This is a genomic window from Rhodococcus sp. ACPA1, assembly GCF_002300195.1.
Taxonomy (GTDB): domain Bacteria; phylum Actinomycetota; class Actinomycetes; order Mycobacteriales; family Mycobacteriaceae; genus Rhodococcus_F; species Rhodococcus_F opacus.
In genome coordinates, this window is record NZ_NSDX01000004.1 from 626,740 (window position 1) to 639,084 (window position 12,345).

Here is a 12,345-nt window from a genome sequence, read left to right on the forward strand (position 1 = left end):
TCAGGCGTCCTTGTGGTCGAAGCCGGCGGTGAGTTGGTCGCGGCAGATCTGCCACTCGTGTTCGTCGATGCGCATGAAGTGCGCCTTCTCCCGGGACTCGAGCAGGGGCACACCCTTCCCGACGCGGGTGTCGCAGAGGATGATCGACGGTGTGCCGTCGGATTCGGCGGCGGCGTTGTCGAACGCGCGCACCAGTGCGGTGACGTCGTTGCCGTCGACGCGTTCGACGTGCCACCCGCAGGCCGCCCACTTGTCGTGCACGGGTTCGGTGCTCAGCACCGTCGAGGTCGCACCGTCGGCCTGCAGGGCGTTGATGTCGACCATCGCGGTGAGATTGCCGAGCCGGTGGTGATGGGCGCCCATCGCCGCCTCCCACGTCGAACCCTCGTCGAGTTCGCCGTCGGACAGGAAGTTGAAGACGCGGGCGGTGGAGTGCTGGTGCCGCAGCCCGAGGGCCATCCCGACCGCGATGGTGAGACCGTGGCCGAGGGAGCCGCCGGAGATTTCCATGCCGGGGGTGTACGTGGACATTGCCGACATCGGGAGGCGGGAGTCGTCGGAGCCGTAGGTTTCCAGTTCGCTGCGGGGGATGATTCCGGCCTCGGCGAGTGCGGCGTAGAGGCCGATGGCGTAGTGGCCGGTGGACAGCAGGAACCGGTCTCGTCCCTCCCATGTGGGATCGTCGGCGCAGTAGCGCAGTTGGTCGGCGTAGACGGTGGCGAAGATGTCGGCGGCTCCGAGCGCCTGCCCGACGTATCCCTGGCCCTGTTCCTCACCCATGTCGATGACGTTGTGCCGCATGCGATAGGCGAACTGTTCGACGTTCGCGATGCGCGACGCGTCACTGGTCGTGTCTTCGGCAGCGGTCGTGGCGGTTGTGATGGTCACAGGAGTTCCTTTTCCTTGCGGATCGTGGGCGTGGTGCCGGTGGACGTCGGCGCGTCGGCGCTTTTGGAATCGGCGCGCGCCGCGGCCTCGGCGGCGAGGCGCCGTTCGGTCGGTCCCCAGGTCTCCCTGGTGATCAACGCCGCCCACAGCCCGATCAGGGCGTACGTGCTGAACAGCAGCGCCGGACCCCACCAGCCGAAGGAGACGAACAGCAGCGTGGTGACGAAGGGCGTGAAGCCGGAGACCATCGCCGAGATCTGGTAGGCGAGGGACGCTCCCGAGGCACGGCGCGAGGCGTCGAACAGTTCGGGGAACCACGCACCCTGCGCTCCCGCCATCGAGTTCTGGCAGACCGCGTAGGCGATCACGATGGTGGCGATGACCAGGATGAAGAGACCGGTGTTGACCAGAAGGAACATCGGGATTCCGAACAGTGCCGCGAAGGCGCAGGACGCGATGTAGAGGGGGCGTCGTCCGATACGGTCGGTGAGGCGGGCCCAGGCGACGGTGGCGAAGACGCCGATTGCGGACGCGATGCACAGGGCGACAAGGGTTTCGGACTTCCCGGCGAGACCCTGGTTGTGCAGGTAGGAGATCATGTAGGTGATCGACACCGCGTAACCGGCGGTCTCGGCGACTCGAAGAGCGATGCCGCGCAGAATGTTTCGCCAGTCGTACTTGATGGATTCGAGTACCGGGGACTTGACGATGTCGCCCTCGTTCTTGACGTCCTCGAAGACCGGGGACTCGGGCACCTTCGACCTGATGACCAGGCCGACCATCACCAGGACGATGCTGGCGAGGAACGGTACCCGCCAGGCCCAGTCGCCGCCGAGGTGCACGCTGAACAGGAACACCAGATTCGCCAGCAGCAGCCCGACGGGGAAGCCGGCCTGCACGATTCCGGTGAATTTGCCCTTGGACTTCCAGGGGGCGTGCTCGTAGCTCATCAGGATCGCGCCGCCCCACTCGGCACCGAACGCGAGGCCCTGGACGACGCGGACGAGGACCAGCAGCACCGGCGCGATGAGCCCCACCTGCGAATAGGTGGGCAGCAGGCCGATCGCGAAGGTCGCGAGACCCATCGCGATCAGCGATGCCACCAGTACGGGCTTGCGGCCCAGCTTGTCCCCGAGATGTCCGCCGAGCACCCCGCCGAGCGGGCGCGCAGCAAAGCCGACACCCAGCGTCGCGAACGCGGCGAGTGTTCCGGTGACCGGGTCGGCGCCCGGGAAGAAGGCGGTACCGAAGTACAGCGCGGCGGCCGTGCCGAAGCCGATGAAGTCGTACGTCTCGATGACGGCCCCCACCGAGGAGCCGATTGCTACGCGCTTGGCGTCCTTCGTGCCATGGACGGGACCTCGCATCCTGAGTGTTTCGGTACTCATGGGGACTCCTCTTCGAGCTGCCGGTTTCTACGATTGCCGCCGATTTGTTGACTGTCAACAGTGCGGTTCCAACAGTGTGATCCGAGCCACGTCGATATGTCAACCGTTACCCGCCGACGGTTGACTGTTAACAGTTAATCGGCTTACTGTGGTGGCAGTCACCTACCGCGCCGTCCACCGACCCCCCGCACCTCACGTCGGACGGGACGCGCGATTCCAGCAACACGAGGAGCGATCATGTCGTCCATCCAGCGCACCGCCGTCATCACCGGCGCCACCTCCGAGCGCGGGATCGGTCTCACCACCGCCCGCCGCTACGCCGAAGAGGGCTGGGCGATCGTCGTTCTCGACCTCGACGGGGAAAAGTCCGCGAAGGTCGCCGCCGAGATCGGCAACGAGTTCGGGGTACCGGCCTTCGGTCACGACATCGACGTCGCCGACGAGAACTCGGTCCAGCGGGCACACGACGCCGTCGCCGCCGAAGTCGCCGACGGCAACCTCCCCGCCGTGGGTGCGCTCGCGAACATCGCCGGCATCACCTCGCCGGTGCCGTTCCTCGAGACCACACTGGAACTGTGGAACAAGGTGATGGCGGTCAACGCCACCGGCACCTACCTCGTCACCCGCGCGTTCCTGCCGGCCATGATCGACAACGGCTGGGGACGTGTGGTGAACATGTCATCCGTCTCCGCCCAGCGTGGTGGCGGGGTCTTCGGGAAGGTGCCCTACTCGTCCGCCAAGGCCGCGGTCCTCGGTTTCACCAAGTCCCTCGCACGAGAACTCGGCGACAGCGGAGTCACCATCAACGCCGTCACCCCCGGTGCGGTCGACACCAGCATCCGCGTGGGCAGCACCGCCGAACAGGAAGCCGCACTCTGCCGCGACATCCCCCTCGGCCGGGTCGCGACCACCACCGAGGTCGCCGCCGTCATCACCTTCCTGTCCTCGCAGGACGCCGCGTACCTCACCGGCACCACCGTCGACATCAACGGCGGTAGCCACCTGCACTGAGTCGGTGCAGCCGCAGCGGTGGACGGTGCCGACCGTCCACCGCCCGAATCCACCCCCGGGACACCCGATGATCGACCACACGACACTTCACGACGACCTGCCCACGACCGCCGCCGAACGCTGGGGATGGCGATACCGCGCCCACTGCCGCACCACCGAACCTTCCGCCTTCTTCGCTCCGGACGGCGAACGACGCGGCGCCCGGATCAGGCGCGAACGACGCGCCAAACAGATTTGCGACGGGTGCGTCGTCGCCCGGCAATGCCGCGCACACGCAACCGAACACCGCGAGACCCACGGAATATGGGGTGGCACCACGGAAACCGAGCGGCGCAGAGCCGGCCGGGCCAGATAGGTTCGGAAAAAAATTTCGGCGAGTGTGTCGATCCATGTCACTCCCCGTTCGACCTGAGGATGAGAAGGTCCAAGAGGGACCCCGACATCCAAGGAGACGGAACCATGAAGTACATGCTGATCATGCGCGCCACCGACGAGACCTTCGCGGCGTTCCAGGACGCTGATTTCACCGAGATCATGGACTCGATGGGCAAGTTCAACGACGAGATGATCCGCGCCGGCGTGCTGCTCGCGGCCGAGGGACTGGACCCCGACCCCGAGTCGGGTGTGGTGGTCGACTACTCGTCCGAGACACCTGTGGTGACCGACGGCCCCTACGGCGAGACGAAGGAGTTGTTCGGCGGCTTCTGGATGCTCAACGTGGCATCGAAGGAGGAGGCTGTCGAGTGGGCCAAGCGTGCCCCGATGGCGGGTCCCGGTTCCAAGGCGGAGATCCGCCGGGTCGCGACGATCGACGAGTTCCCGCAGGACAACGTGTGGATCCAGAAGGAGCGGGCGTGGCGCGAAGCGACCGGTCAGCTCTGAGCGGGTCGACGGCGGGCGGCCACACCGGGCGTGAGGCCGTCGCCGCCGTCTGGCGGATCGAGTCGGCACGGATCGTCGGTGCGCTCGCGCGGTACACCGGCGATTTCGCGCTGGCCGAGGACCTCGCCCAGGAGGCGCTGGCCGAGGCACTCGTGAGCTGGCCGCGCGACGGCATCCCCCACAACCCCGCGGGATGGTTGCTGACCGTCGGCCGCCGCCGGGCGATCGACGCGTTCCGCCGGCACTCCGCCCTCGACGAGAGGTACGCCGTCCTCGCTCATGACCTGGGCGAGGGCGGTGCCGTCTCGGGGAGCGCGCCCGCCGATCCGGCCAAGGGCACCGGGGACGTGCTGTGGGATCCGGACCAGATCGACGACGACATGCTGGCGTTGATGTTCATCTCCTGCCACCCCGTGCTGTCGCGGGAGGCGAGGGTCGCGCTCACCCTGCGGGTGGTCGGCGGTCTGACGAGCGACGAGATCGCCAAGGTGTTCCTCGTCCCGACCGCGACCGTGCAGGCCCGGATCACCCGGGCGAAGAAGACCCTCGGGGCGGCCCGGGTGCCGTTCGAGGTGCCGCCCGCCGGAGATCGGGCGGAGCGACTCGGCTCGGTGCTCAGCGTGATCTATCTGATCTTCACCGAAGGGTCCTCGGCCAGCTCCGGTGACGATCTGATCCGCCTCGACCTCGCGAGCGAGGCGCAGCGCCTCGCTCGGGTGCTGACCCGGCTGGTACCCGACGAGCCCGAGGTCCACGGCCTGCTGGCGCTGCTCGAACTGACCGCGGCGCGGTTCCCGGCCCGCACCGGGCCGGACGGCGAGCCGGTGCTGCTCGAGCAGCAGGACCGCCGCCGCTGGGACCGCACCGCGATCCGCCGGGGACGCGCCGCCCTCGCCCGCGCGGAACAGGTCGGCCGGGGCCTGGGCGCCTATGGCCTGCAGGCGGCGATCGCCGAATGCCACGCCGTCGCGCCGTCGGTCGACGCGACGAACTGGGAGCGGATCGTCCTCATCTACGAGGCACTCGGCCGGCTCGCGCCGTCACCGGTGGTCGACCTCAACCGGGCGGTGGCGGTCTCCATGGCCCAGGGACCGGCCGCGGCGCTGCCGATCGTGGACGAGCTGGTGGCCGCCCAGGCGCTGTCGAACTCGCACCTGCTGCCGAGCGTTCGCGGCGAACTACTCATCCGCCTGGGACGCACCGCCGAGGCGCGCACCGAACTCGAGGCGGCCGTGCGGCTGTGCGGCAACGAGCGCGAGCGGACGGTGCTGGGGCGTAAGCTCGCCGACCTCCGCTGACCGAGCAACGACCCGGTTGCCCTAGACGGGTGAGGCGAGCGCGGCGTGACGGTACGCCGCCGTCTCGAAGTCCAGGTAGCCGCCGAACGACACGGGGTCGGCGAACGGCAGGATCTGGGTGGCCCAGTACCCGGCGATTCCGTTGCGGCGATCGATCCAGTAGTACGAGTTGGCGAGCCCGGCCCACCCGAGCGATCCACGGGGCCGGCCGGTGGGGGCGTCCTCTTCGTTCACCATGAACGTGTAGGCCCACGACTTACGCTGTCCGGGAAAGAATTCGGCGTCGTTCGTGAGGGAGGGAATGACGGCCGGCAGCATCCCGACCTCTTGCCCCTCGAGGCCGTTGCACACGGCCGCCTGCACGGTGTCCGCCCGCAGAACTCGCCCACCGGGCGCGTCCCCGTCGTTCAGCCACATCCGCAGGAACTTCAGGTAGTCGCCCACGGTGGAGTACAGGCCGTGCCCGCCCATGTGAACCTCGGGATCCTGCGGCAGCACCAGATCCAACGGAGTGAGCCGGCCGTCCTCCTCCCGCTGGTGGATGGTCGCGCGCCGGGCCGCCATCGATCCGGTCAGGAAGAAGGCGGTGTCGTGCATGTCCAGGGGCGCGAACACCCGCTCGGCCATCACCTCGCCGAGCCGCTTGCCGCGGATCGCCTCGACCACCTGACCGGCCCAGTCGATGTTCGTCCCGTACTGCCACTTCGTGCCCGGATCGAAGAGCAACGGCGTGGTCAGCGACGCCCGGGTCGCGGTGATCACGCCGGGCTGGTCGTGCTCCACGCCCAACCGGTTGTAGGTCTCGTCGAAGAAGTCGTACCCGAACCCGGCGGTGTGCAACAACAGCATCCGCGTGGTGATGTCCCGCTTCGGCGCCCTCAGCACCGGATCACCGTGGGCGTCGAATCCCTCGATGACCTGAATGTCACCGAGCTCCGGAACGTATTCTCGGGCCGGCGCGTCGAGGTCGAGCAGACCCTCTTCGGCGCACTGCAGCACGGTGGTCCCGGTGATCGCCTTGGTGGTGGAGAAGATCGCGAAGACGGTGTCGGCGGTCATCGGCTCGCGGTCGGCCAAGGACCGCACCCCGGCGGCACCCTCGAACACCGTGCGGTCACGATCGGTCACCATCGCCACCACTCCGGGCACGCGCGGCGAATCATCCTCGGTCACGCTGTCGAGAACCTTGCCGAGCGCGGCGTTGAGATCGGACATCCCACTCTCCTGTCGTGTCTGTGGTCACTGACGGAACGTGACGTTATGACCGGGTGGAGGGTGGCGACGTCTCAGTTCGGCACAGCACGTCTCGGTTCGGCACATGCCGACGGCGCCGGGATCTTGGTCAGCAGTTCGTGGGTGGCCTGGGCGATGTCGGGCTCGATACCGAGGGCACGGAGCATGGCTGCTGCGGCGTCCATTTCGTCGGCTCGGCGCCTGGCGTGGCGACGCGTTCCGTCGACGACGCGGGCAATCGTGCCGGCGTCGGCCAGGGTCAGTTCGTCGGCGATATTGGCGGTGAGCCACTCTTCGAGGCCGAGGGCGCGACCCGCGGTGAGGGCCTCGACGATGGCCGCGGACATTCCCTTGTAGAAGATGCTGCGCAGCAGTTTTCGTTCCGCGGCCGCACCCGCCGGTGCGTCGAGGATGTCGACGGATGCCCCGTAGCGAGTGAGGATTTCGGCGGCCCGGTGTGCGTCGCGGCCGCTCGCCGTCAGGGGGGTTCGGAGTCCGCGGCCGGGGACCGGAGCCATGATCGCCACGTCGACGAAACCGTGTCCGTGTCGCGCGGCGTGGGCGTCGAGGGTGCGTTTGAGATCGGGCGCCGTGGTGTTCATGTCCACCCAGACGGCATCGGCACTCATTGCGGGGCTTCCCCGTTCGAGTGCGGCCTTCGCGGCGCGCGCGCTGTTCACGCTGAGGACGAGGTCGGCGGTGTCGACGGCCTCGGCCTCGGACCGGCACGCGACGGCTCCGTCCGGTGCCGCGGCTGCGGGGTCGAAGGCGCGGACGGTGGCGTCGGCGGCGATCAGATCGCGCGCGAATGCGCCGCCGGCCTCGCCGAGTCCGAGGACGGCGATCGTCGTCTGCTGGGTCATCGGTTCCTCTTTCCTGGATGGATCTGGTGCCATGTGCGATCCAGGTGACCCCGGGTCGGTACAATATCGGTAACAATTTTGGTGATGATCTGAGCGGAGATAGCCCGATGCCGGTGAAGGAAGCTCGCGAACACAGCACGGATCAGGCTGCGGTCACCGACCTGATCCGCACAGCCATCCTCGACGGGGATTTCGCGCCCAACCAGCGCATGGTCGAGGCAGACCTGTGTGCGCAGTACGACGCCAGTCGCAGCGCGGTCCGGGCGGCCCTGCACGAACTCACCGCCCAGGGCCTCGTCGAACGGATCCAGAACCGCGGCGCGCGCGTGCGGTCGGTGTCGCTGGACGAGGCGGTCGAGATCACCGAGGTGCGGATGGTGGTCGAAGGACTGTGCGCGGCGAAGGCGGCCCAGAAGGTCACCGACGCCGAGATCGAGGAACTCACCGCCTTGCGCGAGGAATTGACGACGTCGGTCTCGGCCGGAGACGTGTTCGGGTATTCGCGGGCGAACCAGTTGTTGCACAAGCGCGTTCGGGAGATCAGTGCGCAGCGGTCGGCGGACGAGATCCTCGAGCGACTGCGTGGTCAGCTGGTGCGACACCAGTTCAAGCTGTCGATGCACCCCGGCCGGATGTCGGTGTCGCTGCCCGAGCACGTCGCCATCATCGACGCGGTGTGCGCGCGCGACCCGGAGCGGGCGGAGGCTGCCATGCGGCACCACCTGGCGAGCGTGACCGCCGCGCTCGAGGACGTCGCCGAAGCCCGGCAGGGATGACCGCACGCGGGCACTCACAGGGAGACCCGTTCGGGCACTGAACTCGTCGTCGCGCGCGACCCGACGCGGTCTGTCACGACAACCACCAGCAGCGCTGCCACGGCGAGCAGGGCGGCAACCGCGAAGGCCCCGAACCCCCACCGTGGAGTCCCGGACGCGATGAGAACCCCGCCGAGCCAGGGGCCGAAGACAGCCCCGAACCGGCCGATCCCCGACGTGAGTCCGACGGCGGTGGCCCGGAAATCGGCTTCGCTGTGTGCGGCGGTGCCGGCGTAGACCATGGTCTGGGCGCTGAACAACCACACACCGGTCGCGAAGACCACGACGTAGGTCGCGGCAAGCGGCATCTGTACCGACAACGCAGTGATACCGATGGCGGTCAACGCGAACCACACCAGCGCGGTCGGAATCGGTCCGACCCGGTCGGCCACCTGCCCGGCGATCAGCATGCCCACGATGCCACCGAGATTGATCACCAGCAGGAAGCTCAGCGACGAGCCGAGTTCGTATCCGGTCGACCTCATCATGACCGGTAACCAGGTGGCCACCCCGTACACCAGCAGCAGCCCGGCGAACGACGCCGTCCACAACGCCGGGGTGGTGATCGCACGGGATCCGGTGAACAGCCAGCGGATGCGGTGCGCAGTCGTCGACGCCGTCCCGCCCCCGCCGGTCGGGGTCGTCGCGAAGTCGGTGACCGCGACACCGCGACTGCGAGCGAGCGCTTCGGCATCGGCGACGCGGCCGCGAGCGAGCAGGTACCCCATCGATTCGGGGAGGAACTTCAGCATGAGCGGCACGGCGAGTATCAGCGGTAGGCCACCGAGCAGGAACAGGAAGCGCCATCCGCGGCTGTCCAGGAACAGCATGCTCAATCCCGGGGCGAGGATGCCGCCGGCCTGATGGGCGGTCATCAGCGACGCGACCATCAGGTTCGCCCTCCCGCGCGGGGCGTACTCCATGACCATCGAGATGGCGGTGGGGATGAGCCCGCCGAGGCCGAGCCCGGCCACACCTCGCGCCGCCGCGAAGACCTCCAGCGAGGGGGCGACTGCGCAGGCCAATGACGCGATCGAGAACAACGCGACGCCCGCGACGATCGCGGTGCGCCGCCCGAGCCGGTCGGCGATCGGCCCCGCAGCAAGCGCGCCGATCAGCATGCCGAGGGTCGCGACGCTGCCCACGGTGCCGGCCGCTCCGGGGCCCATGCCGAGGGTCGGGTCGGCGAGCATGCGCGGCAACACCGCACCGTAGACGAAGGTGTCGAGCCCGTCGCACAGGATGGCGAACCAACACAGGGCCAGCACCGAGAGAGCGAGGCGGGTCCGGGCGCGATCGGACCCGGTGTGGTCGATGGTCATGGGCACTCCAGATGGTCGTGGGGCGTCAGCCCTCGTCATGCCGTGGTGGGTGCTGTCGGTGCCTCCACGGGCGGATCGATGAGCCGGGCCTGCCGGGTCTTGGGTCCGAAGACGGCCAGAGCGAGCGCTCCGACGAGCCAGCTCCCCGCGATGAAGTAGAAGACGCTTTGATACCCGGTGCCGGTGTACAGCGCGGCGATAACGAGTGGACCGACGGCGTTCGACAGGCGTCCGAGTCCGTAGGAGACGCCGGTGCCCAAGGACCGGGTTCGGGTGTCGAACAGCTCCGGGGAGTAGGCGTAGGCCACCGCGGTGTAGCCGCGCTCGAAGAAGTTCACGAGGAAGCCGAACACCACGATCATGATCGGGTTGAACGTCAGCCCGTAGAAGAGCCCGCAGATCGCGATCACCACACCGAATGCGACGAGGCACCACTTGCGTTCGACACGGTCGGTGACCTGTGCGGCGAGGAAGCAGCCCAGCGGCGCACCGACGGTGGTCAGCGCGACGTAGAAGATCGACTTCTCCACGCTGAGGCCCTCCTGCGCCAACAGGGTGGGCGCCCAGCTGGAGTACCCGAAGAAGCCGATGGTCTGGGTCACCCACATGACCGAGAGCAGGACCGTGGGAACGAGATACCTCTTCTGCAGGAGCAGTCGTAGCGGAGCCTTGGTCTGCCGGGTGGTGACCGCGACCGGGGCGGCAGGCTCGGGCAGGGGGCCGGTCTCCGCGGCGACACGGGATTCGATCCGGCTCAGTACGGCGTCCGCCTTCTCGTACTGCCCCTTGCTCTCGTGCCACCGAGGCGATTCCGTCAGGTGCCGGGCGAAGAGGAGGAAGAGGATGCCGAGGCTGCCCCACAGGTAGACCAGCCGCCACGACCAATCGGTGAGCGGAACGACCGCGGCGGCAACGAGGTTGGTGACCGGCGTGCCGCAGATACCGATGACGATGGCGTAGGCCTGGTACTTGCCGCGAACGGCGGCGGGAAAGATTTCGTTGACATAGATGACCGCCACCACGGTCATGGCCGACAGCCCCGCCGAGGTGAGGACCCGGAGGACGCCGAGGGACAGGATGTCCCAGGAGAACACCGACGCGAACGAGAAGACGGCGAACCACAGTGTGGTGATGGTCAACGCGTTCTTACGGCCCCAGCGGTCGGCGATCCAGCCGCCGATGAGGGAGCCGAAGAACATGCCGACGAAGGACAGGGAGGTCACGTACGCGACCTGGTTGACGGTGACTCCCCACAGCGTGATCAGCTTGGGGACGGTGGTGGCGAACGTGTTGATGTCCGCGAACTCGAAGAAGTACGCGAAGGAGACGGCCAGCAGGGTGATCTTGTGGAACCGCGAAATCGGCAGGCGGTCCAGCCGATTCGCCGCGTTGGAATGCTGCACGGGAAGCCCTTCTCGAAAAAGGTTGCGGTGGAGGGAGGCTCAGTAGTCCTCGCCCGGCCAGTACAGGCGCATCGGGTTGGCCACGAGGAGCTTGTGCTGCAGTTCCGGGGTGGTGGCCACGTGGGGAATGTGGTCGACCAGGAGCCCGTCGTCGGGCATGTGGTCGGTGAGGTTGGGGTGGGGCCAGTCGCTGCCCCAGAGCACCGAGTCGGGGAACTCCTCGACCACTCGCCGGCTGAAGGGCACGACATCGGTGTAGGCGTTCTGTTCGCCGTCCAGCGCCGGCGGACCGGTGACGGTGAGCCGTTCCGGGCAGCTGACCTTCACCCACGCCTCGTTGCGCTCGACGAAGCGGAGGAACCGGCCGAACTCCGGCCCGTCCACGGGCCGAGTGACGTCCGGACGTCCCATGTGGTCCACCACCAGTGGCGTGGGCAGTGTGTCGAAGAAGCCCTCCAAGCCCTCGAGGTCGGGGCCTTCGAAGTAGATGACGATGTGCCACCCGAGCGGGGCGATCTTCTGCGCGATGGTGGTCAGATCGTCCTTCGGGGTGCCCTCGACCAGCCGCGGAAGAAAGTTGAACCGCACCCCTCGCACGCCGGCCTCGTCGAGCCGGCGCAACTCGGTGTCGGTGATGTCGGGGCGGACCGTGGCGATGCCGCGCGCCCGGCCGCCTGCCGCCTGTACGGCGTCGACCATCGCACCGTTGTCCGCTCCGTGACAGGTCGCCTGAACGATGACGTTGCGACTCATCCCCAGGTGATCACGCAACGCGAAGAGTTGATCCTTGCTCGCGTCGCACGGGGTGTACTTGCGTTCCGGCGCGAACGGGAACTGGGCGCCGGGACCGAAAACGTGGCAATGGGCGTCCACCGCTCCCGCCGGCACCGCGAAGCGTGGTGCCGACGGGTTCTGGTACCAATCCAGCCAGCCCGGCGTCTTGGTGAAAGGTCCGGTCACCGGGGCACCCGCCTCGGTGGGTGACGTGGGCGTACCGGTGCCTGCCGCGCTGTTCCCGCTGCATGCCACGGCGGTCCCCGCCAGTAGTGCGGACGTACTTCCCAGGAACGCGCGTCGACTCAGATCCGACATAGTTTCTTTCTCCTTGGCATCCTGCACAATGCGTCAGCAGTGCGGCCGTTCTGTCCATGTTGACCGGAAATCCCTGCGGCCCAGCGAGTACCGACGGAACCACATCTCCGGCACCCGAATCGGCGCGGCGTCGCGGCGCCGAACGAAACA

At 68.0% G+C, this 12,345-nt stretch carries 12 protein-coding genes; 5 read left to right on the forward strand and 7 right to left on the reverse strand.

Going from position 1 to position 12,345, the window contains the following annotated elements; genetic code table 11:
- Together CJ177_RS20820 and CJ177_RS20825 are read right to left on the reverse strand one after the other, a co-directional pair.
- Positions 1-888: a transketolase gene (locus tag CJ177_RS20820; RefSeq protein WP_061045077.1), complete on the reverse strand. Its 888-nt coding sequence runs from the start codon at positions 886-888 to the stop codon at positions 1-3.
- Positions 885-2,276, reverse strand: a complete 1,392-nt coding sequence (locus CJ177_RS20825) for an MFS transporter (RefSeq protein WP_005237859.1) — start codon at positions 2,274-2,276, stop codon at positions 885-887. The genes CJ177_RS20820 and CJ177_RS20825 overlap by 4 nt, the downstream gene beginning before the upstream one ends.
- A 237-nt stretch (positions 2,277-2,513) precedes the next feature.
- On the opposite strand from CJ177_RS20825, the gene CJ177_RS20830 reads away from it, so the two are divergent.
- The 4 genes from CJ177_RS20830 to CJ177_RS20845 all read left to right on the forward strand — a co-directional run bounded on the left by CJ177_RS20830 (position 2,514) and on the right by CJ177_RS20845 (position 5,467).
- Positions 2,514-3,287, forward strand: coding sequence for an SDR family NAD(P)-dependent oxidoreductase (locus tag CJ177_RS20830; protein ID WP_095868498.1), 774 nt, complete (start codon positions 2,514-2,516; stop codon positions 3,285-3,287).
- 67 nt (positions 3,288-3,354) lie between these two features.
- Positions 3,355-3,642, forward strand: coding sequence for a WhiB family transcriptional regulator (locus CJ177_RS20835; RefSeq protein WP_025431595.1), 288 nt, complete (start codon positions 3,355-3,357; stop codon positions 3,640-3,642).
- Between the two features lie 104 nt (positions 3,643-3,746).
- Positions 3,747-4,169, forward strand: coding sequence for a YciI family protein (locus tag CJ177_RS20840; protein WP_005237862.1), 423 nt, complete (start codon positions 3,747-3,749; stop codon positions 4,167-4,169).
- Positions 4,142-5,467 carry an RNA polymerase sigma factor gene (locus CJ177_RS20845; protein WP_095868499.1) on the forward strand — a complete coding sequence of 442 codons (1,326 nt, stop codon included), beginning with the start codon at positions 4,142-4,144 and terminating at the stop codon, positions 5,465-5,467. Before CJ177_RS20840 ends, CJ177_RS20845 begins: the two co-directional genes overlap by 28 nt.
- Before the next feature lie 21 nt (positions 5,468-5,488).
- Here the strand turns inward: CJ177_RS20845 and CJ177_RS20850 are convergent, their stop codons facing one another.
- Together CJ177_RS20850 and CJ177_RS20855 are read right to left on the reverse strand one after the other, a co-directional pair.
- Positions 5,489-6,682 carry a serine hydrolase gene (locus CJ177_RS20850; RefSeq protein ID WP_095868500.1) on the reverse strand — a complete coding sequence of 398 codons (1,194 nt, stop codon included), beginning with the start codon at positions 6,680-6,682 and terminating at the stop codon, positions 5,489-5,491.
- A 71-nt stretch (positions 6,683-6,753) separates the two neighbouring features.
- Positions 6,754-7,563 carry a DUF1932 domain-containing protein gene (locus tag CJ177_RS20855; RefSeq protein ID WP_231913837.1) on the reverse strand — a complete coding sequence of 270 codons (810 nt, stop codon included), beginning with the start codon at positions 7,561-7,563 and terminating at the stop codon, positions 6,754-6,756.
- Positions 7,564-7,670: 107 nt separating this feature from the next.
- Here CJ177_RS20855 and CJ177_RS20860 point away from each other — a divergent pair, with 107 nt between their 5' ends.
- On the forward strand, positions 7,671-8,339 hold the full coding sequence (locus CJ177_RS20860) for a GntR family transcriptional regulator (protein ID WP_037178959.1): 669 nt from the start codon (positions 7,671-7,673) through the stop codon (positions 8,337-8,339).
- A gap of 14 nt (positions 8,340-8,353) precedes the next feature.
- Here the strand turns inward: CJ177_RS20860 and CJ177_RS20865 are convergent, their stop codons facing one another.
- From CJ177_RS20865 to CJ177_RS20875, 3 genes are read right to left on the reverse strand one after another with little or no spacing between them, the layout of a single operon-like run.
- Positions 8,354-9,700 (reverse strand): MFS transporter, encoded by a 1,347-nt coding sequence (locus CJ177_RS20865; RefSeq protein WP_095868501.1) that lies wholly within the window; start codon positions 9,698-9,700, stop codon positions 8,354-8,356.
- Positions 9,701-9,735: 35 nt separating this feature from the next.
- A complete protein-coding gene (locus CJ177_RS20870) occupies positions 9,736-11,103 on the reverse strand; it encodes an MFS transporter (protein WP_005237868.1) in 1,368 nt (455 codons plus the stop codon).
- A gap of 39 nt (positions 11,104-11,142) precedes the next feature.
- On the reverse strand, positions 11,143-12,195 hold the full coding sequence (locus tag CJ177_RS20875; RefSeq protein ID WP_257014611.1) for an amidohydrolase family protein: 1,053 nt from the start codon (positions 12,193-12,195) through the stop codon (positions 11,143-11,145).
- Positions 12,196-12,345: the final 150 nt, after the last annotated feature.